Here is a 21,458-nt window from a genome sequence, read left to right on the forward strand (position 1 = left end):
GCAGCCCCGAGCAGCGCTCCGGCTTCTCCATCGGCAGCCGGCTCACCTCCGGTGACCTCGCCGCCCTGCCCGGCGGCCACAGCCTCGTCGTCGGCGGAACGCTGTACGCGAACCAGGTCGTCCTCGACAAGGGCACCGGCGTCGCCGGCAAGGTCGTCGACCGGTCCACCAAGGGCTCCGGCTTCGGTGTCGACGGCGACAAGGTCGAGGAGGGCCCCTCGCCGATCGACTTCGCCGAGGAGTTCGGCTCCCTGCGCACGCTGTCCGCCGGCTGGGCGGCCGTCGACCCCAACGGCACCGTCGCGAGCGACCAGGGCGGCCAGGGGCTGTTCCTCACCGGCACGGACAAGCAGCTCAACGTCTTCGCCGTGAGCGCCGCCGACCTGCAGAAGGCCCGCGCGATCACCCTGAAGGTCCCCGCCGGCGCCTCGACCCTGGTGAACGTGCTCGGTACCGCGTACGACATGAACGCCTCGGCCACCTACGGCGTCTACTACCAGGGCGAGAGCGGCGCCCCCGTCATCGACGACTACGACCTGCCGGGCGACGGGTTCCGGCAGATCCGCGCCAAGCTGCTGTGGAACTTCCCGCAGGCCGAGAGCGTGAAGAAGAACTACACCTCCTGGCCGGGCACCATCCTCGCGCCGAACGCCACCGTCGAGATGGGCGGCAAGGGCGTCGGTCCCGGTCATGTGAACGGTTCCGTGATCGCCGAGCGGCTGATCACCGTACCCGGCGCCGAGACCCACCAGATGAACTTCGCCGGCTGCCTGCCCGGCGGGAAGCAGCCCGGCCCCGTCGTCCCCCCGGAGAAGCCGAAGCCGACCGACACCCCGGTGCCGACCGCCCCTCCGGCCCCCACCGGGACGGCCTCCCCGAAGCCCTCCTCCCCGGCCACTTCCGCCCCGGCCCCCTCGCGGTCCACCTCGGCCGCGGCACCGGCTCCCGCGCCGTCGTCCACTCCGGAGGGTGATCTCGCCCAGACCGGCTCGGCCTTCGGACCTGGTGCGATGGGGGCCGCCGGAGCGGCCGTCCTGCTGGGCGGCGGCTTCCTGGCCTTCGCGAAGCTGCGCAAGCGCGCTTCCTGAGCCCCGGCGGGGCCCGGCGGGTCTCGGCCATCTCCTCGGCGTTCTGCTGACGAGGTGCTGACGCCACATCATCGATGTGGCTAACATCACGCCACGGCCGGCAGTGTTGCCGGGACGTTAAGGAGGTGCGGCGTGCGGTCAGCGCGGAAGTCACGGGACCGGAGCAGGGTTCTCTGCGGAATTCGCACCTCCTGGAACACGATCGGCGACGGCGAGTTCTTCTGCGAGGAGTGCGGCGGCGACCGCAACTACCGGCGGCGCACCGGCCGCCGCCGGTTCGCCCTCCTGGGCGTGCCGCTGCTGCCCCGGGGCCACGCGGGCCCGGTCGTCGAGTGCGCCGCCTGCCACACCCACTTCGGTACGGACGTGCTGACGCACCCGACGACCAGCCGGTTCTCCGGGATGCTCCGGGACGCCGTGCACACCGTCGCGCTCGCCGTGCTCGCCGCGGGCGGCACCTCGTCCCGTACCGCCGTCGACACCGCCGCGGCAGCGGTGCGGGCGGCCGGCTTCGCCGACTGCACCGGACTCCAGCTCGTCGAACTGGTCGAGGCCCTCGCCGCCGACACCGGCCGCTTCCTGCCGGACGTCAGCAGCGGGGGAGCGGCCCTCGCCATCGAGCTCCACGAGGCCCTCGAACCGCTCTCCCCGCACCTGGCTCCGTCGGGACGTGAATCGATCCTGCTGCAGGGCGCCCGGATCGCCCTCGCGGACGGTCCGTACACCCCGGCCGAGCAAGAGGTCCTCGGCACGGTCGGCAACGCGCTCGCCCTGTGCGCCGACGACACGGCCCGACTGCTGGCCACGGCCCGCACGGTGAGCTGACACCTCGGGGATCCCCGCGACACGCACGGCACGCGTGCGTGGTCGAGCCGGAGGGGTCGGCCTCCCGGCGGTGCCGCGCTCAGGTCGGGGTGGGCGGGGCCGGTGCGCGCGCCCAGGTGGGCCTGACCGGCTCGGACCGGGCGGCACGGGCTCGGAGCTCCGGCCATGACGGGCTCAGGACACCCGGCCGCGAGTACGCGCCCCTGAGAGCAGGTCGGCGGCGCGGCGGGCGTCGGGTCCGGCGCCCAGGCGCTCGAAGACCGCGCGGGCGGCGCCCAGTTCGAGCCGGGCGGCCTCGTGATCCCCGGCGGCCCGGTCGGCCGCCGCGAGCAGCAGCCGCGCCCGCCCCGCCTCGTACGGCACGCGCAGCTCCAGCCACAGGGCGAGGGCCTGCCGCAGCGGCCGGTGCGCCGGTTCGCCCCGGGCGAGGGCCAGCGCCCCGCGGGCCGTCGCGGCGACGGCGGTGAGCAGTGGCGCGCCCCGGGCGGGCGCCAGCTCCTCCAGCTCCCGGACCGCCTTCTCGGCGGCGTCGGTCTCGCCGACCGCCAGGGTCACCTCGGTGAGCGCGGCGAGCAGTCGGGCCCGTCCGAGGAGGTCGTGCAGGGGGTCGGTCTGGCAGTCCAGGGCCAGCCGCAGCCCGGCGAGGGCGGCGTCGGCGCGGCCCTCGGCGAGCCGGAGCAGCGCGAGCCCCGGCTGCGGGACGCGCCCGAGTTCGTGGGCGCGGGTGTACGAGCGGGCCGCCTCGGCCAGGCGGCCCTGGCGCCGCTGGACGTCCCCGGCCGCGTACGAGGCCGCGGCGGCGGTGTCGAGGGAGTCTGGCAGGACCTCGTGGTGGACCAGCCGTGCCTCCTCCTCCGCACGCGTCCACTCGCCGCGCAGGTCGAGCACCTGGACGTGGTGGACGCGGCACGGACCGCGGAAGGGGTTGTCGGGAACAGGAGCGGCAGGCGGGGAGGGGGTCGGCGCCGGGCCCTTGCGGGAGGCTCCGCCGGGAGCCGCCAGGTGCTGCGCCCAGGGCACCGAGCACCACGCCATCGCCGCGTCCGTCCACTCCACCGCCCGCCCCAGGTCGGCCGCGGCCATGCACTGGTCGAGGGCCAGGCAGAACAGCCGGCCGGTGAACAGGCGGGTCAGCTCGCCCGCGGTGACCGCGCGCATCGCGTCGTCGAGGAGCGCGAACCCCTCGGCCCGGCGGCCCTGTGCGAGCAGGACGGAGGCCTCGGCCTGGCGGCTCAGGGCGAGCAGGTCGGGGCTGCCGGAACGGTCGGCGAGCCGGGTCATGCGCCGTGCGGCGGCGAGGGCCGCGGCCGGGGCGTGGTGCTCCTGGGCCTCGTCGGTGTCCGTGAGGGCGAGGAGGCACTGCCCGGTGCCGTCGGGCCGGCCCTCCAGATGGTGCCGGGCCCGGTGCAGCCAGCCGGCGGCGGCCGCGGGCCGGCCGAGGCGGCGGTACTCGAAGGAGAGCCACCACGCGGTGAGTCCCGCGCCCCGCCGGTCGCCCTCCGCCACGTACCCGGCGTGGGCCCTCAGCCGGGCGGCGACGGACTCGTCGACGCGGCCGGACCACCAGGCGGAGTCGGCGAGGCTGTCGAGGTCGCCGGGCCCGAGGGGCGCGGTGGGATGCCGGTCGGCCTCGTGCAGGAGGGCGTACGCACCGGCCCAGTCCTCGCGGGCCGCCGCGTCCCTGGCCCGTGTGAGAGTGGCGGCCATGACGGGCTCCTTCCCGGCCCTTTCAGAGTAGGGCCGGGAAGGAGTCGCGGCAGGGTGTGCCCCGCCGGGCGTCAGCCGAGGTCGACGCCGCTGGCGCGCAGCATGTCCTCGCGCTCGACGATCTTCACGCGCTCGCGGCCCTCCGGCTCGCCGAGCGCCTTCTCGGCGGCGTCGAGCCGGTACCAGCCCTCCCACGTGGTGTACGTGACGCCCTTGCCCTCCAGGAAGGACACGACCGCGTCCTCCTCCGGGGACTCGGGGGTGAGCAGGCGCCCGTTGGCGTGGTCGTCGAGCAGGTTGGCCACGGTCTCGTTGGCGTCGCCCTTGGTGTGCCCGATGAGGCCGACGGGGCCGCGCCGGATCCAGCCGGTGACGTAGGTGGAGGCCATGGGCGCGCCGCCCTCCTCGATGACCCGGCCGCCCTCGTCGGGGACGGTGCCGCTGACGGTGTCCCAGGGGAGCTTGGGCAGCTCGTCGGAGAGGTAGCCGACGGCGCGGTAGACGGCCTGGACGTCCCAGTCGGTGGTCCGGCCGGTGCCCTTGACGTTGCCGGTGCCGTCGAGCTCGGTGCGCTCGGTGCGCAGGCCGACGACCTTGCCGTCCTCGCCGAGGATCTCGACGGGGGACTCGAAGAAGTGCAGGAAGAGCTTGTGCGGACGGTCGCCGATGTCGCGGATCGCCCAGTTCTCCAGGGTCTTGGCGACCATGTCGGTCTGCTTGTTCTTGCGCCGCTCGGCGATGGAGCCCTCGTCGTAGTCGATGTCCTCGGGGTTGACGATGACCTCGATGTTGGGGGAGTGGTCCAGCTCGCGCAGCTCCATGGGGCTGAACTTGGCCTGGGCCGGGCCGCGACGGCCGAAGACGTGGATCTCCACGGCCTTGTTGGCCTTGAGGCCCTCGTGGACGTTCGGCGGGATCTCGGTCGGCAGCAGCTCCTCGGCGGTCTTGGCGAGGATGCGGGCGATGTCGAGGGCCACGTTGCCGACGCCGAGGACGGCGACCTTCTCGGCGGAGAGGTCCCAGGTGCGCGGGACGTCCGGGTGCCCGTCGTACCAGGAGGCGAAGTCGGCGGCGCCGAGGGAGCCGTCGAGGTCGACACCGGGGATGCGCAGCTCGCGGTCGAACATCGCGCCGGTGGAGAAGACCACCGCGTCGTAGAAGGAGCGCAGGTCGTCGAGGTGGACGTCGGTGCCGTAGTTCACGTTGCCGAAGAGGCGGACCTGCGGCTTGTCGAGCACCTGGTGGAGGGCGGTGATGATGCCCTTGATGCGCGGGTGGTCGGGCGCGACGCCGTAGCGGATGAGGCCGAACGGCGCGGGCATCCGCTCGAAGAGGTCGATGGACACGCCCGGTTCGGCGGCGGCCTCGGACTTCAGCAGCGCATCAGCGGCGTAGATCCCGGCGGGGCCGGCGCCGACGATCGCGACCCGGAGGGGGCGGGGCATGACGGGTTTCCCTTCGCAAGCGAGCGGCGGCGAGGGATCGCCGCACTTAGGTCACCCTAAATAACACCGGAAATGATCCGGTACCCGCCCCCGGTCTATGGCCTCATAAGGCGGACTTATGAGATCCCAAAGGGAAGCCTGGGTTCAGGTGTTGATATCGGACTTATGGCTCCTCGGGGGGAATTCACGCGTCCGTTAGGGTGGGTTTCCATGCGAAATTGGATGTTTGGCGGCATTTACGGCACGGTCCTGGCGAGTGCGCTGCTGGCCGCCCTGCAGAGCGAGGGTGAACGGTTCACCCCCCTCTACGACGCGCTGTGGATCCTGGTGACGGCCATCGCCGCCGGTCTCGTCCACGGCTACGCGCACCACATGGCGACCCACCACACCGGCAGTGCGTGGGTGCGCTGGCGGCGCCTCCTCACCGCCCTGGGGGACGAATGGCCTCTGGTGATCGCCGTCGTCCCCACGGTCGTGCTGCTCCTCCTGGCGGGTGTCGCGGACTGGGACGAGGGCCCCGTCACCACGGTCGGGCTGACGCTCAACACCCTGCTGCTCGGGGCCTGGGGGACGTTCGCCGCCCTGAAGTCCGGCTACCGGCGCGGCTCGGCCGTGCTGGTGGGCCTCGCGGACGCGACGATCGGCCTGGCCATCGCGGTCGCCAACGCGCTCATCAAGTAGGGCGCCACCCGAAGCGGGCCGTCACTCGGCGGCGGGGTCGCTCGGCGGGCGCTTCGTGGAGAGGATGTCGCGGGCCTGTTCCGCGGAGCGCATGATGCTCTCGGCGACGAAGTCGACGAAGCGGGCGATGTTCTCCAGGCGGACGGCGGCCGGGGTGTCGGGGCCGAGGACGCCGACGCCCTGCCGGGCGGTCCGGGCGAGCTGGGCGTTGGCCTGGGCGGCGGAGATCATCGACTGGTACCAGACGTCGTCGTCGACGGCGTAGCGCTCGCGGCGGCCCTCGCCCTGTTCGCGGCGGATCAGGCCCTGCTGTTCGAGGAAGGCGACGGCCTTGGAGACGGACGCCGGGCTGACCTCCAGGCGCTGGACGAGTTCGGCGGCGGTAAGGCTGCCTTCGTCGGTGGTGAACAGGCAGGTCAGCACCCGGGACATCATCTTGGGCAGGCCCTGCTGCATGAGGAGGGTGGTGAAGACCTCCTCGTACTCGCGCACCGCCTCGGCGTCGCGGCCGTGCCCCAGCTCGGGCGCCTGCGCCCCGCGCGGGGCGGCCGGCTTGCGCCGGTGGGCGCGGCGCTCGGTCGCGCGGTGGGCCAGGTCGGCGCGGTAGGCGGTCGGGCCGCCGTTGCGCATGACCTCGCGCGTGACCGTTGACGTGGGGCGGTCGAGGCGCCTGGCGATCTCCGCGTAGGCGAGCCCGTCGGCCACCCCCAGCGCGATCTGCTGGCGTTCCTGCTGGGTGAGTCGGCCTCCCGGCATCGCGGTCTCCCTCTCGTGTGTCCGTGACGTCGTCAGCATAGCGTTCACATCTCATCCAATGCAACGCGAGGGATCGGGAGCGTTGCATTAGAGCCGCGCCCGTTGCAACGATATTCAATCTCTGAGCTGCACCGATTCTGATTCTGCGCAACAAGAGCGTTGCCGCGCATTGGAAAGCAACGTAGCGTTTCCGGTGTCAGAAACGACGAGCGCGAGATTCCGGACGCAGCATTCCAGAGGAGAGAACGATGCAGAAGTTCGCCACCCCCGCCCCGATCGCCGCGGTCATCGACTTCCCCGCCGGGCGCGTGCAGTTCATCGCCGCCGACCGGGCCGACGCCACCGTCGAGGTCCTCCCGGCCAACGCCTCCAAGAGCCGCGACGTGAAGGCGGCCGAGCAGACCACGGTCGACTACGCCGACGGCGTCCTGCGGATCGCGGCCCCGGACGGCAGGAAGCAGTACTTCGGCCCGTCGGGTTCCGTCGAGATCACGGTCCAGCTCCCCGCCGGGTCCCAGGTCGGTGTGACGTCCTCGTGCGCCGAGTTCCGGGGCGTGGGCCGCTTCGGCGAGGTCGCCTTCGAGGGCGCCCAGGGCGCCATCAAGATCGACGAGGCCGCGGGCCTCAGCGTCACCACCTCCGGCGGCGATGTCACGGTCGGCCGCCTCACCGGCCCCGCCGACATCAGCACCGGCAAGGGCGACATCCGGATCAGCGAGGCCCGCCGCGGCGCGGTCGTCCTGCGCACCCAGATGGGCGACATCTCGGTCGGCGCCGCCGCCGGAGTCTCCGCCTCCCTCGACGCGGGCACCGGCTACGGCCGGATCCGCAACACCCTCAGGAACGCCGAGGGTGCCGCCGCCGGCCTGAACATCGAGGCCACCACCGGCTACGGCAACGTCGACGCCTGCAGCATCTGATCCCCCCACCCGCTGCACCCCATCTCCCCGTCCCATCCCCATCCAGCCCGGAGGGCACGTCATGACCAGCAACACCGCGTGGACCGGCATGGTGCCGGTGGACGACACCGCTCTGGCCGTCACCGACAGCGGCGGCCCCGGCATCCCCGTGATCTACCTGAACGGCCAGTTCGCCACGCAGGGCTACTGGCGGCGGGTCCTCGACGAGCTGGGCCCGGACTGGCGGCACATCACCTACGACGAGCGCGGCCGCGGCCGCAAGTCCGGCCGTTCGGCCGACTACTCCTTCGAGGCCGCCGTCCGTGACGTCGACGCGGTCCTCGCGGCCCGGGGCGTCGACCGGGCGCTGCTGGTGGGCTGGTCCTACGGCGCGTACGTCGGGGCCCACTGGGCAGCCCGGAACCCGGAGCGCGCCATGGGGGTGGTCCTGGTCGACGGCGCGTGCCCCTACGACTGGATGGACGAGGCCATGGAGGAGCGGATCCGGAAGATGTTCCGGCGGATGAGCTGGTTCCTGCCGCTGCTGCGCCCGACGGGCCTGGCCCCTCGCCTCACCGCCGAGGAGCAGGCGGAGAGCAACATCGAGCTCGGCAGGCTCGGCGGCGAGCGCGAGCTGGGCGCCGTCCTCGACTCCGTCGTCGTCCCGACGCGCTACGTGCTCGCCTCGGGGACGTCCCTCGGCAGCCGCGGGGACGAGCAGGAGCGGATCCGCGCCGGCCTCGACGCGGTGACCGCCCGCAACCCGCACATCGAAGTGAGCGCCAAGGTCGCGAGCAACCACGGCGCCATCCTGCGCAAGGACTTCCGCGCGGTCGCCGCTGCGGTGCGCGAGGTCGCGACCCTCGACCGTGCGGCGCGCTGAGCGCCCCGTCGGGCGTCCGCCCCGCCCGCCCACCAGAGCCCGGTGCATCCCGGCGCCGGTTCCGGCCGGGCCTGCGGGTCAGCCCTCGGACCGCGTCAGCCGCCAGACCCGGAACTCCGCGTCCCCGTCCCGCAGCCGCCCCTCCTCCGTGAAGCCGAGCCGGGCGGGGACCGCGCCGCTGGCGTGGTTGGCCGGGTCGTGCACGATGAGGACCTGATCGACGCCGGGCAGCCCGAGCGCCTGCTCGGTCAGGGCGCGCGCGGCCCGGGTGGCCACGCCCCGGCCGGTGGCGGCGGGATGCAGCCAGTAGCCGATCTCGTAGGCGTCGCCCGGGGTGTCCTCGCGCCGGTGGAGCTGTCACGCGCCGGAGATCCCGCCGTCGAGCACGACGGCGTACGTGAACTCCTCCCCGCTCTCCCACCGTTCGGCCCGCCGCGAGAGGAAGGCCGCGGTGCGCGCTGCGCTGTGCTCGGACACCCACTCCATCCACGGGCGCAGATGGTCGAGGGACTCCTCGATGAGCCGGTGCAGTGCGGGGAGGTCCGCCGGGTCGACGAAGCGGCGGAGGGTGAGGCGGTCGTCCACCTCGATGACCTGCGGGGGCTGCGACAGCTGCTCGGGTAGGTCCATGCGGCGAGCATCGCCAGGCACGGGTCACGCGGGCAAGCGGATATCCGATGGCACGCGAGCCGGGGGAGGACGCAGACTCGCCCCATGGATGACATGGGGGCGTTCCGGGAAGCGGTCCTCGCCTGGGCGGTGAGCGACTCCGCGGCAGGCGGCTTGGCGCGAGGTGGGTCCGCGGCCGTCGGCTTCACGGCAGGGGGGTCCGCGGCGGGAGACCCCGAGGGCCCCGCGCGTGAACTCGCCGCGCGCCTGCCCGTACGGACGGTGGTCCTGCTCGAAGGACTGAGCGACGTGGCCGCGGTCGACGCGCTGGCCGAGCGCCGCGGGCGTGACCTGGCGGCCGAGGGGGTCTGCGTCCTGCCGATCGGCGGCGCGATGAGCGTCGGGCGCTTCGCCCGCCTGCTCGGGCCGGCCGGCCTCGGCCTCCGGCTCGTCGGCCTGTGCGACGAGCGGGAGCGCGACTACTACGCCCGGGCCCTGGAGCGGGCCGGCGCGGAGGGGCAGGGCTTCTTCGTCTGCGCGGCCGACCTCGAGGACGAGCTGATCCGCGCGCTGGGAGTCCCACGCGTGACGGAGCTCGTCCGGGAGCAGGGCGAGGAGCGGCCCCTGCGCACCTTCCTGCGCCAGCCCGCACAGCAGGGCCGGGCGCCGCACCAGCAGCTGCGGCGCTTCTTCGGCACGAAGAAGGGGCGCAAGATCCACTACGGCCGGGTCCTCGTGGAGGCCCTCGATCCCGACCGCGTCCCCGCGCCGCTGGAAGGGCTCTTCGCCGGCCTGTGAGCCGATCGGCGGCACGGCACGTGAGGAGCGGAGCGGCCGGGTGGAAGGCATCACCGCATGCCCGCCGACTCCCAGGACACCACGGCCCACGACACCGCAGCCGAGGCGGACGCCGTCGTCGAACGCCTCCTGCGCCACCGCGTCCTCCACATTTCCACGCCGATCACCCACGACACCGCCGGCCGGATCACGGCGCAGCTGCTGCTCCTGGCCGCCGAGGGCGACCGCCCCGTCACCCTCTACGTCAACTCCACGGGCGGGTCGGTGCCGGCCGGCCTGGCGATCTACGACACGATGCAGCACATCAGGAACGACGTCGTCACCATCGGGCTCGGCTACTGCGCATCGATGGCCCAGTTCCTCGTCGCCGCCGGTACGCCCGGCAAGCGGTACGCCCTGCCCCACACCCGCATGATGCTGCACCTGCCGTCCTTCGCCGACGCCGACGCCGGCGACACGGACGACGTGGGCATCGCCGAACTGCACCACACGCGCACCCGCATCACGGACCTCCTCGCCCTCCACACCGGCCGCGAAGCGGCCCAGGTCGCCGCCGACTTCGCCGACGACCGCTGGCTCACGCCCGCGGAGGCCAAGGAATACGGCCTGATCGACCACGTGCTGGATCCGGCCTCGTGACGCTCACTTCACGGCGGCCACCCGCCGCAGTCAAAGGGGGCGTCGCGAACCGAATACCGCTGGTTCACAGGACCTCCACGAATTCCCGTCGGGTCCGGTCGCGGATTCCTGATGTCGGGCGGTGGCTCCGTCGAGACCCGCCGCCCTGCCTGCTGTTTGCCCTTGGCCAGGGATTAACCCCCGGGCCCCGCACCAGATTTGTCGCCCCGGCGAGTCCCGCGATTGTACGGATCCGTACCCATTCTGGATGTGGTAAACGGGAAATGGATTCGGAGCGGAACGCGTTGGTGAAAGAGACAGCATGCGGTCTTCGGAAGTGGCGCGCGGGGCGCGCGAGGTGGTGAAGGAATTGCGCGGCGCGCGCCTGTGCGCTCGTCGTGGCGCTCATCAACGAAGGGGGATGCGCATGGAGCCGCCCATCGGTGCGTACGTCGTCGACATCCGTACGGGAAAGGTCGGCACGGTCATGGGGCACGAGGGCTCCTGCCTTCAGGTCCGCCCCATCGGGGGCGGGCGCGAGTGGGACTGCGAGCCGGACGGGGTGCGGGTCGCGACCGTCGCCGAGCGGCTGAGCGCGGCGACGGCGCACGCCAACGCCCGCAGTCGCGGAGAAGTGCCGTGAAGCCGGGGACGGAGGCGGAGTCGGCGAGCGAGCTCGCCCTCGCCTGCCGCGCCGTGGGCCGCCGAGACGAGGCCGCCCGGCGGCTGGGACGGGTCCCTGGTCCGGCCCGCGGGACCTGGAACGCGCGGCCGTGGAGCAGTTCCGTGGCAGGCCCGGCCCGGCTGCGCCTCCGGAAGGGACAAGGGCACCCCTGAGCACTCCTCCCGTACGGGAGAATGGCTCCATGAGTCTGTTCCGCGACGACGGCATCGTGCTGCGCACCCAGAAGCTGGGTGAAGCGGACCGCATCATCACCCTCCTCACGCGCGGTCACGGACGCGTACGCGCCGTCGCGCGCGGGGTGCGCCGGACCAAGTCGAAGTTCGGGGCGCGGCTCGAACCGTTCTCGCACGTGGACGTGCAGTTCTTCGCCCGGGGGAGTGAGCTGGTCGGGCGGGGGCTGCCGCTGTGCACGCAGAGCGAGACCATCGCCGCGTACGGCAGCGGGATCGTCACCGACTACGCCCGCTACACCGCCGGCACCGCGATGCTGGAGACGGCGGAACGGTTCACCGACCACGAGGGCGAGCCGGCCGTGCAGCAGTACCTGTTGCTCGTGGGCGGGCTGCGGACGCTCGCGCGCGGGGAGCACGCCCCGCACCTGATCCTCGACGCGTTCCTGCTGCGCTCGCTCGCCGTGAACGGCTACGCGCCCAGCTTCGAGGACTGTGCGAAATGCGGACTCACCGGCCCGAACCGCTTCTTTTCGGTCGCGGCGGGCGGAGTCATATGCGGGGACTGCCGGGTGCCCGGAAGCGTCGTACCCTCAGCGGAGGCCGTAGGCCTGCTCAGCGCGCTGCTCACGGGCGACTGGGAGACGGCGGACGCGGCCGAGCCGCGTCACGTCAGGGAGGGCAGCGGGCTCGTGTCCGCCTATCTGCACTGGCACCTGGAGCGCGGGCTGCGCTCGCTGCGGTACGTAGAGAAGAGCTAGGAGAGACCACGTCATGGCCATCGCACGACTCCTCGGGCGGCAGCGACGGGAGTACAGCACCCCCGAGCCGCACCCCTCCGGTGCCCGCCCGCCGAAGCTCCAGCCGGAGCTCGTGCCCGAGCACGTCGCGATCGTCATGGACGGTAACGGCCGGTGGGCCAAGGAGCGTGGTCTGCCGCGCACCGAGGGGCACAAGGTCGGCGCGGAGCAGGTGCTCGACGTGCTCCAGGGCGCGATCGAGATGGGCGTGGGCTCGATCTCGCTGTACGCCTTCTCCACGGAGAACTGGAAGCGCTCGCCCGAGGAGGTGCGCTTCCTCATGAACTTCAACCGGGACTTCATCCGCAAGACCCGCGACCAGCTCGACGAGCTGGGCATCCGGGTGCGCTGGGTGGGCCGCATGCCCAAGCTGTGGAAGTCGGTGGCCAAGGAGCTCCAGGTCGCCCAGGAGCAGACCAAGGACAACACGAAGCTCACGCTGTACTTCTGCATGAACTACGGCGGCCGGGCGGAGCTCGCGGACGCGGCGCAGGCGCTGGCGGAGGACGTGAAGGCCGGCCGGCTCGACCCCGCGAAGGTCTCCGAGAAGACCATCCAGAAGTACCTCTACTACCCGGACATGCCGGACGTCGACCTCTTCCTGCGGCCCAGCGGCGAGCAGCGCACGTCGAACTACCTGATCTGGCAGAGCGCGTACGCCGAGATGGTCTTCCAGGACGTCCTGTGGCCCGACTTCGACCGCCGCGACCTGTGGCGCGCCTGCGTCGAGTACGCCCAGCGCGACCGGCGCTTCGGCGGGGTGGACCCGGCCGACCTGGCCGTCCTCGACAAGGCCTGACGAGAGCTGGGGGGTAAGCGGTGGAACTGGTCTACACGCCGACGCGTGCGGACATCGCCGACGCGGTGCGGGTGCAGACGCGGCACGGCTCGTTCCGGCTGCTGCGGTGGCTGCTGCCGGTCGCCGCCGCCCTGGCGTTCCTGGCCGTCGCCCTGCTGCTGACCGGGCCCGGCGAACCGGACACCGGGGGCGCGGTCCTCATGGGCGCGCTCGGGCTGCTCTCGGCCGTCCTCGTACCGCTGAGCCGCCTGCTCACCACCCGGCAGTTGTACGCCATGATCGCCCGGCAGGGTGAGCACCGGGCCAGGGTCGACGAGGCCGGGGTCCGGTGGACGAGCCAGGACTGCGAGGTCGTGGCCGGCTGGCAGCTCACGCCCCGGTACGCCGAGACCCCGACGCAGTTCGTGCTGTTCTCCGGCGACAAGGGCCGCGTGGGCCTGGCCGCGCTGCCCAAGCGCGCGCTCGCCGACGCCGCCGACGTCGACCGGCTCCGCGCGCTCCTGGACCGGAACATCGACCGGATCTGAGGCCGTACATGCGGCTGGGGCCCGTACCGGAATCGTCCGGTTCGGGCCCCAGCCGTATGTCACCTCGTGCGTCAGGTCACTTCGCCGCGCACTCCGCGCAGGTGCCGAAGATCTCCACGGTGTGGGCCACGTTCACGAAGCCGTGCTCCGCGGCGATCGTCTCGGCCCACTGCTCCACGGCCGGGCCCTCGACCTCCACGGCCTTGCCGCAGACGCGGCAGACCAGATGGTGGTGGTGGTCGCCCGTCGAGCAGCGGCGGTAGACCGTCTCGCCGTCGCTGGTGCGCAGGGCGTCGACCTCACCGGCCTCGGCCAGGGACTGGAGCGTGCGGTAGACGGTGGTGAGGCCGACGGAGTCGCCGCGGTGCTTGAGCATGTCGTGCAGCTCCTGGGCGCTGCGGAACTCGTCCACCTCGTTCAGCGCCGCCGACACGGCGGCCCGCTGCTTGGTCGAGCGGCCACGTACGGGGGGTCCTGCCGTCGTCACGCGGGCCTCCTTGAATCCTTGTCTGCCCCCGCCATTCTGCCAGCCCCCCGTGGGCCCGGTGTCAGACCTTCACGTCGTCCGAGGGGCGCCGGGTGGCCGGAAGCGGCGCGTCGCAGGCCCGTGTGGCGGCCTCGGCGGCCCGGGCGCGGCGCCGGGCGAGCGGGGCCGAGAGGGCCGTGAGGGTGATGAAGACCGCGATCGCGAGGAGCACGATCGTCGCGCCGGGCGGGGCGTCGACGTAGTAGGTCGTGACGGTGCCGGTCAGGGTGACGCCGACACCGATCAGCACCGCGAGCGCGAACGTCGTGCGGAAGGAGCGGGACAGCGACTGGGCGGCCGCGACCGGGACCACCATCAGCGCGCTGACCAGGAGCAGGCCGACGACGCGCATGGCGACCGTGACGGTGACGGCGGCGGTGACGGCGATGAGCAGGTTCAGGGCGCGCACCGGGAGGCCGGTGACGCGGGCGAAGTCCTCGTCCTGGCTGACGGCGAAGAGCTGCCGGCGCAGGCCGACCGTGACGAGGATGACGAAGGCGGCCAGGATCGTGATCGCCACCGTGTCCTCGCGGGACACGGTCGTCAGCGAGCCGAACAGGAACGAGGTCAGGTTCGCGTTCGAGCCGGTGTCCGAGAGGTTGATCAGCATGACGCCGCCCGCCATGCCGCCGTAGAACAGCAGGGCGAGGGCGAGGTCGCCGCGGGTCTTGCCGTACGCGCGGATGAGTTCCATGACGACGGCGCCGACGACGGCGACCAGGGTCGCCATCCACACCGGGTTGGCCGACATCAGGAAGCCGAGGCCGACACCGGTCATGGCGACGTGGCCGATCCCGTCGCCCATGAGTGCCTGGCGCCGCTGGACGAGGTAGATGCCGACGGCCGGTGCGGTGATGCCGATGAGCAGGGCGGCGAGCAGGGCCCGCTGCATGAAGGGGTCGTTGAGGAATTCCATGTCAGGTCAGCAGTCCCGTACGGAGCGGCTCGTCGGCCGCGTGCGGATGGACGTGGTCGTGGCCGGGCAGCGCGTGCTGGCCGACGGCCTGCGGGGGCGGGCCGTCATGGACGACGCAGCCGTCGCGCAGCACGACCGCGCGGTCGATGAGGGGCTCCAGCGGGCCGAGTTCGTGCAGGACGAGGAGGACGGAGGTGCCGCCGGCGACCTGGTCGCGCAGGGTGGCGGCGAGGATCTCCTGGCTGGCGAGGTCGACGCCGGCCATCGGCTCGTCCATGATCAGCAGCTCGGGTTCGGCGGCGAGCGCGCGGGCGATGAGCACGCGCTGGTGCTGGCCGCCGGAGAGGGCGGAGACGGAGTCCTTGGCGCGGTCGGCGAGGCCGACGAGCTCGATGGCGCGGTCGACGGCGGCACGGTCGGCCCTGCTGGTGAGGCCGAACCGGCGGCGGGAGAGCCGGCCGGAGGTGACGACCTCGCGGATGGTGGCGGGGACGCCGCTGGCGGCGGTGGTGCGCTGCGGCACGTAGCCGACCCGGGCCCACTCGCGGAACCGCTTCTGCGGGGTGCCGAAGAGCTCGATGGTGCCGCCGGTCAGCGGCACCTGGCCGATGACGGAGCGGACGGCGGTGGACTTGCCGGAGCCGTTGGCGCCGAGCAGCGCGACGACCTCACCGCGCCGGACGGTGAGGTCGACGCCGCGCAGTACGGGGCGCGCGCCGAGGGCCGCGGTCGCTCCGCGGACGGAGATGACGGGCTCGTCGCTCACGAGGGCGCTCACGGGTGCCTCCTGCTGGGTGCCGATCACTTCGCGCCGAGGGCCTTCTGCAGCGCGGCGAGGTTGGACTGCATGACCTCGATGTAGTCATCGCCCTTGGACTTGTCCGTGATTCCCTCGAGCGGGTCGAGCACGTCGGTCTTCAGGCCGGTGTCGCTCGCGAGGGTCTTGGCGGTCTTGTCGCTGGCGAGGGTCTCGAAGAAGACGGTGCCGACCTTGTCCTGCCTCGCGATGTCCTGGAGCTGCTTGACGCGGGCGGGGCTCGGCTCGGCCTCGGGGTCGATGCCGGAGATGCCCTCCTGCTCCAGGCCGTAGCGCTCGGCGAGGTAGCCGAAGGCGGCGTGGGTGGTGATGAAGGTCTTGGTGGTGGTGTTCCTCAGACCCGTCTCGAAGGCGGTGTCCAGGTCACCGAGCTTCTTCACCAGGGTGGCGGTGTTCTTCTTGTAGGCGGCGGCGTGCGCCGGGTCGGCCTTCTCGAAGGCGGCGCCCACGCCCTTGGCGACCTCGGCGTACTTCACGGGGTCGAGCCAGATGTGCGGGTCGGTGCCGGCCTCGGATCCGTGGTCGTGGCCCTCGTGGCCCGCTTCCTCGGAGCCGTGGGCCCCGTCGCCGTGGCCGTGCTCGTGGCCGCCGGCCTCGGTGCCGTGCTCCTCCAGCTCGGTGAGGGTGGCGGCGTCGACGGTGTTCTTCACGCCGGCCTGCTGGATGGCGTTGTCCACGGCGGGCTGGACGCCCTTGAGGTAGACGATGACGTCGGCGTCGGTGAGCCGGCCGACCTGCCGCGGCTTGAGCTCCAGGTCGTGCGGCTCGACGCCGGGCTTGGTGAGCGTGTCGACGGAGACGTGCTCGCCGCCTATCTGCTCGGCCAGGTACTGCATGGGGTAGAACGACGCGACGACGTCCAGCTTCCCGTTGCCGTTCTTGTCGGCCGCGTCCGAGGTCCCGCCGCAGGCGGAGAGGGTGACGAGACCGAGCGCGACGGCTCCGGCGACGGCGGTCGGGGGTATCAGTCGGCGTACGTTCATGACACTCATTTTCAACAAAGATGGAAACGGTTGTCAATTGCCGCACGTGTGTCCCGGCGCACTGTCGTTCGACGGGAACGGCGCCGTCGTCGATATCCAGGCAGACTGGTACAAGTCGGGGGTTGATCCGACCGAGGCCCCCGGCACCCGCGTCCCCCTCCCTCCGCTTCCCGGTGAGCGGGGGAGAACCGATTTGAAAGAGGGGGTGCGGGCGCCGGTAACCTGAGGCATTCGCACTTCGTCGTCGTAATGAAGAGAGCACCGTGGCCGCCGACAAGATCGACACCATCGTCAGCCTGAGCAAGCGCCGTGGCTTCGTCTACCCGTGCAGCGAGATCTACGGTGGCCAGCGAGCCGCCTGGGACTACGGGCCGCTGGGTGTCGAGCTCAAGGAGAACATCAAGCGTCAGTGGTGGCGTTACATGGTCACCTCGCGCGAGGAGGTCGTCGGCCTCGACTCCTCCGTCATCCTGGCCACCGAGGTCTGGGAGGCGTCCGGCCACGTCGCCACCTTCACCGACCCGCTGACCGAGTGCACCTCCTGCCACAAGCGCTTCCGCGCCGACCACCTGGAGGAGGCGTACGAGGAGAAGCACGGCCGCCTCCCCGAGAACGGCCTCACCGACCTCAACTGCCCCAACTGCGGCAACAAGGGCACCTTCACCGAGCCCAAGCAGTTCTCCGGCCTGCTCTCCACGCACCTCGGCCCGACCCAGGACACCGGCTCCGTCGCGTACCTGCGTCCCGAGACCGCCCAGGGCATCTTCACCAACTTCCTCCAGGTGCAGACCACCTCGCGCAAGAAGCCCCCGTTCGGCATCGCGCAGATGGGCAAGTCCTTCCGGAACGAGATCACTCCGGGCAACTTCATCTTCCGCACCCGCGAGTTCGAGCAGATGGAGATGGAGTTCTTCGTCAAGCCGGGCGAGGACGAGCAGTGGCACGAGTACTGGATGGAGCAGCGCTGGAACTGGTACACGGGCCTGGGTCTCCGTGAGGAGAACATGCGCTGGTTCGAGCACCCGAAGGAGAAGCTCTCCCACTACTCGAAGCGCACCGCCGACATCGAGTACCGCTTCCAGTTCGGCGGCAGCGAGTGGGGCGAGCTCGAGGGCGTCGCCAACCGCACCGACTACGACCTGAAGGCCCACTCCGAGGCCTCGGGCGCCAACCTGACCTTCCTGGAGCAGGAGGGCGAGCGCTACACGCCGTACGTCATCGAGCCGGCGGCCGGTGTCGGCCGCACCATGCTGGCCTTCCTGCTCGACGCGTACACCGAGGACGAGGCCCCGAACGCCAAGGGCGTCATGGAGAAGCGCGTCGTGCTGCGCCTCGACCACCGCCTGGCCCCGGTCAAGGTCGCCGTCCTGCCGCTGTCCCGCAACGCGCAGCTCTCGCCGAAGGCCAAGGGCCTGGCGGCCGACCTGCGGCAGAACTGGAACATCGAGTTCGACGACGCCGGCGCCATCGGCCGCCGCTACCGTCGCCAGGACGAGATCGGCACCCCGTACTGCGTCACCGTCGACTTCGACACCCTCGAGGACAACGCGGTGACCGTGCGCGAGCGCGACACCATGAAGCAGGAGCGCGTCTCCCTCGACCAGATCCAGGGCTACCTGGCCAGCCGCCTCATCGGCTGCTGAGTCCGCTTCCCGCCCACGGCGAAGCCCCCGGTTCCGTACCCGGAACCGGGGGCTTTCCCGTGCGGTCGTGTCCTCAGGCCCTCAGGGCGCGCTGCACCAGGGAGACGACCGCCGCGAACGCGGCCTCGCTGCCCGGGGCGGACCAGTCCGCGGAGTGCGCCGGGTTGTGGAAGCGGTCCGTGGCGTGGAAGACCGCGCGGGCCGTCGTCGCGAGGTCCTGTTCCGGGGCGGCGAACACGCCCTCGCGGACGCCGTCCTCCAGGATGCGGGCGATCTGGTCGGCGAGGTGCTCCTCGTGCCGGTCGACCACCGCGCTGTTCTCGCCGATCAGCACCTGGAAGGTCGCCATCAGCTCCGGATCGCCGCCGGCCTTCTTGCGCTTGAGGGCGAAGAGGGCCGTGAGCCAGCCGGTCAGGCGCTCGTCGGCGCGCTGCGGGCCCGTCACGTACGGTTCCAGGGCGACGATGGTCCGCTCCAGCCAGCGCTCCGTGACCGCCTCGCGCAGCGCCGCCTTCGTACGGAAGTGGCGGTAGACGCTGCCGTGGCTGACGCCGAGGGCCCGCGCCACGTCCACGACGGTCGCCTTCGCGGGACCGAAGCGCCGGAGCACCTCCTCGGTGGCTTCCAGGATGCGCTCCGCGGTCAGGGTCTCGGTGGTGGCGGCCATGGAAGGACAGTACCTGTCACCGGGACGCCGCTCACTGCTCGCTGTCGAGGTGCGCCATCTGGTTCTCCGGGTAGCGCGCGCCGGACGCCGCGCCGGCCGGGACGGCCGCCTCGATCGCCGCGAGCTCGGCCGCGTCGAGGGTGACGTCCACGGCGCCGAGCGCCTCCGCGAGCCGGTCGCGGCGACGGGCGCCGATCAGCGGCACGATGTCGGCGTGGTGACGCGCTCCCTGGGCGAGCACCCACGCGATGGCCGTCTGGGCCACCGTGACGCCCTTCGCCTCGGCGACCGCGCGCAGCCGGTCCACCAGGTCCAGGTTCCGGCCCAGGTTCTCGCCCTGGAAGCGCGGGGACATCCCGCGGAAGTCCCCCGGGGCGTAGGACTGGTCACGGGTGACGTGCCCGCTGATCAGACCGCGGGAGAGGACCCCGTACGCGGTGATGCCGATGCCCAGCTCACGGGCGGTCGGCAGGATCCGGTCCTCGATGCCGCGGGAGACCAGCGAGTACTCGATCTGCAGGTCGGCGATGGGGGCGACGGCGGCGGCCCGGCGCAGGGTGTCGGCGCCGACCTCGGAGAGGCCGATGTGCCGGACGTGGCCCGCCTCGACCAGTTCGGCGATGGCGCCGACGGTCTCCTCGATCGGCACGTCCGGGTCGACGCGCGCGATCCGGTAGATGTCGATGTGGTCGGCGCCGAGGCGCTGCAGCGAGTAGGCGGCGAAGTTCTTCACCGCGGCCGGTCGTCCGTCGTAGCCGAGGAAGTCGCCTTCGACGGCCCGCAGGGCGCCGAACTTCACGCTGGTCAGGGCCTGTTCGCGGGCGGCGGTGGGGGCGGTGCGCAACGCCTCGTTGATCAGCAGCTCGTTGTGGCCCATCCCGTAGAAGTCGCCGGTGTCGAGCAGCGTGACGCCGGCGTCCAGGGCGGCGTGGATCGTCGCGATCGACTCCGCGCGGTCGGCCTCGCCGTACAGCGCGGACATGCCCATGCAGCCGAGGCCGAGAGCGGAGACCCGGGGGCCGGTGGTGCCCAGGGGGCGGGTGGGGAGGGAGGTCGTGAGCGTCATGGGGGGCTCCTGGGGAGGGAGGAAGGGGGCCCGTCGAGCGGGGCACCCTTCAACCATGACATGAGCGATGACAGATTTCAATATTTGTCACTTCACTGCGCGAGGGAGGCGCAGACCCAGCAGCACCGTCAGCGCGATCACCGCCAGCTGGACCAGCAACGTCGTCGTCACCGCCGAGCCCATCCGGGCCGGTGACGAGGCCAGCGACAGGAAGAGCGAGCCCAGCGTCGCCACGCCCAGCGCCAGGGCCGACTGCTGGGTGGTCACCATGACCCCGCTGCCCACGCCCGCCCGCTCCGTCGGCACCTCCGACAGCACCACCCGGAACAGCACCGGCAGCTGCAGGCCCTGGCCCAGGCCGGCGATCGCCATGCCCGGCACCAGCTGCCACACCGTGAGGTCCGTCCAGCCCCGCCACGCCGCCCAGGCGATGAGGGCGATGCCGAACCCCTGGAGCAGGCCGCCCACCGGCACGATCCGGGTGCCCCAGCGGCGTACGACCCGCGGCCCCGCGAGCGAGGCCGCGAAGAAGGCCACCGCCATCGGCACCAGCGCCAGGCCCGAGGCCACCGCGCCCATTCCCAGGCCTTGCTGGAGCGCGACGGCGATCACGAACATGAAGCCGCTGAAGCCCAGCGACAGCGGCAGCACCACCGCCAGGCCCCGGCGCAGCGGGACCAGGCCGAGCAGGCTCGGCGGCACCAGCGGCACCCCGCCCCTGCGGTCGGTCCGCAGCTCGACCCACCAGAACGCCCCGGCCGCGAACGGGAACACCGCGAGCGCGATCCAGGTCCACGGCGGCCAGCCCGCGGCCCGGCCCTCGGTCAGCGGCGCGAGCAGCGTGAGCAGGGACAGCGCGAGCAGCAGCGTGCCCGGCACGTCGACGGGCGCGGGCCGGTCCGAACGGGTCTCGGGGACGGTGCGGGCCGCGAGCAGCAGACCGGTCAAGGCCACCGGCACGTTGACCAGGAACACCGCCCGCCAGCCGCTGCCCGCGACATCGGCGGCCACCAGCACGCCGCCCAGGATCTGGCCGGCGACCATCGACAGGCCCGCCGTCGCCCCGTACAGGCTCAGGGCCTTGGCGTGCCGGGCGCCCGAGGTCGAGGAGTGGATGGTCGCGAGGACCTGCGGCAGCATCAGCGCCGCCGCGGCGCCCTGGGCCACCCGTGCGCCGACCAGCGTCCAGGCGTCCGGGGCGAGACCGCAGGCGAGGGAGGTGACGCCGAAGGCGGCCATGCCGGCGAGGAAGAGCCGGCGGCGCCCGAAGAGGTCGCCGAGCCGGCCGCCGAGGACGAGCAGGACGGCGTATGCCAGGCCGTAGCCGGCGACCACCAGTTCGAGCATCGCCGGTCCGGCCGCCAGGTCGTGGTCGATGGTGGGCAGGGCGACGTTGACGATGAAGAAGTCGATCAGCGGCAGGGCCGCGCCGAGCAGCACCGTGAACAGACCGAGGGAGCCGAGCGAAGGCCGGGCACGGTCGACCACCGGGGCGGCCGCGCGGGCGGACGGGGAGGTTGTCGTAGTCACGCAACCGAGCTTCGGACCGT

At 72.4% G+C, this 21,458-nt stretch carries 23 protein-coding genes and 1 pseudogene; 12 read left to right on the forward strand and 12 right to left on the reverse strand.

The features are described from left to right. On the forward strand, window positions 1-1,088 hold a 1,088-nt coding region (locus AB0M16_RS12630; RefSeq protein WP_365341834.1), incomplete at its 5' end, for a choice-of-anchor A family protein. A 132-nt stretch (window positions 1,089-1,220) separates the two neighbouring features. After that, the gene (locus AB0M16_RS12635; protein ID WP_365341836.1) at window positions 1,221-1,913 is read left to right on the forward strand and encodes a TerB family tellurite resistance protein; all 693 of its coding nucleotides are present in this window, start codon (window positions 1,221-1,223) and stop codon (window positions 1,911-1,913) included. Between the two features lie 174 nt (window positions 1,914-2,087). Here AB0M16_RS12635 and AB0M16_RS12640 read toward each other — a convergent pair whose 3' ends face one another. Both AB0M16_RS12640 and AB0M16_RS12645 read right to left on the reverse strand, forming a co-directional pair. Next, window positions 2,088-3,620, reverse strand: a complete 1,533-nt coding sequence (locus AB0M16_RS12640; RefSeq protein WP_365341838.1) for a LuxR family transcriptional regulator — start codon at window positions 3,618-3,620, stop codon at window positions 2,088-2,090. 71 nt (window positions 3,621-3,691) lie between these two features. Beyond that, window positions 3,692-5,065, reverse strand: coding sequence for an FAD-dependent oxidoreductase (locus AB0M16_RS12645; RefSeq protein WP_365341840.1), 1,374 nt, complete (start codon window positions 5,063-5,065; stop codon window positions 3,692-3,694). A gap of 222 nt (window positions 5,066-5,287) precedes the next feature. Between AB0M16_RS12645 and AB0M16_RS12650 the strand changes: the two genes are divergently transcribed. Beyond that, entirely contained in the window at window positions 5,288-5,746 is a 459-nt protein-coding gene (locus AB0M16_RS12650; protein WP_365341842.1) for a hypothetical protein, read from the forward strand. A gap of 21 nt (window positions 5,747-5,767) precedes the next feature. Here the strand turns inward: AB0M16_RS12650 and AB0M16_RS12655 are convergent, their stop codons facing one another. Beyond that, window positions 5,768-6,502: a helix-turn-helix domain-containing protein gene (locus AB0M16_RS12655; RefSeq protein WP_365341844.1), complete on the reverse strand. Its 735-nt coding sequence runs from the start codon at window positions 6,500-6,502 to the stop codon at window positions 5,768-5,770. A gap of 248 nt (window positions 6,503-6,750) precedes the next feature. Between AB0M16_RS12655 and AB0M16_RS12660 the strand changes: the two genes are divergently transcribed. After that, window positions 6,751-7,422: a DUF4097 family beta strand repeat-containing protein gene (locus AB0M16_RS12660; protein WP_365341846.1), complete on the forward strand. Its 672-nt coding sequence runs from the start codon at window positions 6,751-6,753 to the stop codon at window positions 7,420-7,422. Between the two features lie 61 nt (window positions 7,423-7,483). Beyond that, complete coding sequence (locus tag AB0M16_RS12665; protein WP_365341848.1) at window positions 7,484-8,284, forward strand: alpha/beta hydrolase; 801 nt, start codon at window positions 7,484-7,486, stop codon at window positions 8,282-8,284. Window positions 8,285-8,362: 78 nt separating this feature from the next. On the opposite strand, the pseudogene AB0M16_RS12670 reads toward AB0M16_RS12665, so the two are convergent. Both AB0M16_RS12670 and AB0M16_RS12675 read right to left on the reverse strand, forming a co-directional pair. Beyond that, window positions 8,363-8,623, reverse strand: a pseudogene (locus AB0M16_RS12670) (GNAT family protein); the annotation flags it as partial. A gap of 18 nt (window positions 8,624-8,641) precedes the next feature. Further along, entirely contained in the window at window positions 8,642-8,914 is a 273-nt protein-coding gene (locus AB0M16_RS12675) for a hypothetical protein (protein ID WP_365341850.1), read from the reverse strand. 84 nt (window positions 8,915-8,998) lie between these two features. On the opposite strand from AB0M16_RS12675, the gene AB0M16_RS12680 reads away from it, so the two are divergent. From AB0M16_RS12680 to AB0M16_RS12705, 6 genes are all read left to right on the forward strand, one after another. Next, window positions 8,999-9,691 carry a TOPRIM nucleotidyl transferase/hydrolase domain-containing protein gene (locus AB0M16_RS12680; protein ID WP_365341852.1) on the forward strand — a complete coding sequence of 231 codons (693 nt, stop codon included), beginning with the start codon at window positions 8,999-9,001 and terminating at the stop codon, window positions 9,689-9,691. 57 nt (window positions 9,692-9,748) lie between these two features. Further along, window positions 9,749-10,330: an ATP-dependent Clp protease proteolytic subunit gene (locus tag AB0M16_RS12685; protein WP_365341854.1), complete on the forward strand. Its 582-nt coding sequence runs from the start codon at window positions 9,749-9,751 to the stop codon at window positions 10,328-10,330. 406 nt (window positions 10,331-10,736) lie between these two features. After that, entirely contained in the window at window positions 10,737-10,952 is a 216-nt protein-coding gene (locus AB0M16_RS12690) for a hypothetical protein (RefSeq protein WP_365341856.1), read from the forward strand. Window positions 10,953-11,175: 223 nt separating this feature from the next. Next, window positions 11,176-11,925 carry a DNA repair protein RecO gene (recO, locus tag AB0M16_RS12695; RefSeq protein ID WP_365341858.1) on the forward strand — a complete coding sequence of 250 codons (750 nt, stop codon included), beginning with the start codon at window positions 11,176-11,178 and terminating at the stop codon, window positions 11,923-11,925. Window positions 11,926-11,938: 13 nt separating this feature from the next. Further along, a complete protein-coding gene (locus AB0M16_RS12700; protein WP_365341860.1) occupies window positions 11,939-12,763 on the forward strand; it encodes an isoprenyl transferase in 825 nt (274 codons plus the stop codon). Window positions 12,764-12,783: 20 nt separating this feature from the next. Beyond that, window positions 12,784-13,290, forward strand: coding sequence for a YcxB family protein (locus AB0M16_RS12705; protein ID WP_365341862.1), 507 nt, complete (start codon window positions 12,784-12,786; stop codon window positions 13,288-13,290). Between the two features lie 76 nt (window positions 13,291-13,366). Here the strand turns inward: AB0M16_RS12705 and AB0M16_RS12710 are convergent, their stop codons facing one another. The 4 genes from AB0M16_RS12710 to AB0M16_RS12725 all read right to left on the reverse strand — a co-directional run bounded on the left by AB0M16_RS12710 (window position 13,367) and on the right by AB0M16_RS12725 (window position 16,532). Beyond that, window positions 13,367-13,777: a Fur family transcriptional regulator gene (locus AB0M16_RS12710; RefSeq protein ID WP_365341864.1), complete on the reverse strand. Its 411-nt coding sequence runs from the start codon at window positions 13,775-13,777 to the stop codon at window positions 13,367-13,369. Window positions 13,778-13,838: 61 nt separating this feature from the next. Further along, window positions 13,839-14,732 carry a metal ABC transporter permease gene (locus AB0M16_RS12715; protein ID WP_365341866.1) on the reverse strand — a complete coding sequence of 298 codons (894 nt, stop codon included), beginning with the start codon at window positions 14,730-14,732 and terminating at the stop codon, window positions 13,839-13,841. Between the two features lies 1 nt (window position 14,733). Then, complete coding sequence (locus AB0M16_RS12720; protein ID WP_365341868.1) at window positions 14,734-15,510, reverse strand: metal ABC transporter ATP-binding protein; 777 nt, start codon at window positions 15,508-15,510, stop codon at window positions 14,734-14,736. A gap of 23 nt (window positions 15,511-15,533) precedes the next feature. Further along, the gene (locus AB0M16_RS12725) at window positions 15,534-16,532 is read right to left on the reverse strand and encodes a metal ABC transporter substrate-binding protein (protein ID WP_365341870.1); all 999 of its coding nucleotides are present in this window, start codon (window positions 16,530-16,532) and stop codon (window positions 15,534-15,536) included. Window positions 16,533-16,795: 263 nt separating this feature from the next. Here AB0M16_RS12725 and AB0M16_RS12730 point away from each other — a divergent pair, with 263 nt between their 5' ends. Further along, complete coding sequence (locus AB0M16_RS12730) at window positions 16,796-18,175, forward strand: glycine--tRNA ligase (RefSeq protein WP_365341872.1); 1,380 nt, start codon at window positions 16,796-16,798, stop codon at window positions 18,173-18,175. A gap of 73 nt (window positions 18,176-18,248) precedes the next feature. Here AB0M16_RS12730 and AB0M16_RS12735 read toward each other — a convergent pair whose 3' ends face one another. From AB0M16_RS12735 to AB0M16_RS12745, 3 genes are all read right to left on the reverse strand, one after another. Then, window positions 18,249-18,842, reverse strand: coding sequence for a TetR family transcriptional regulator (locus tag AB0M16_RS12735; RefSeq protein WP_365341874.1), 594 nt, complete (start codon window positions 18,840-18,842; stop codon window positions 18,249-18,251). Window positions 18,843-18,873: 31 nt separating this feature from the next. Then, complete coding sequence (locus AB0M16_RS12740) at window positions 18,874-19,908, reverse strand: aldo/keto reductase (RefSeq protein ID WP_365341876.1); 1,035 nt, start codon at window positions 19,906-19,908, stop codon at window positions 18,874-18,876. 87 nt (window positions 19,909-19,995) lie between these two features. Next, entirely contained in the window at window positions 19,996-21,396 is a 1,401-nt protein-coding gene (locus AB0M16_RS12745; RefSeq protein WP_365342335.1) for an MFS transporter, read from the reverse strand. Window positions 21,397-21,458 lie beyond the last annotated feature (62 nt).

Source organism: Streptomyces sp. NPDC051921 (assembly GCF_040680975.1).
Lineage (GTDB): Bacteria > Actinomycetota > Actinomycetes > Streptomycetales > Streptomycetaceae > Streptomyces.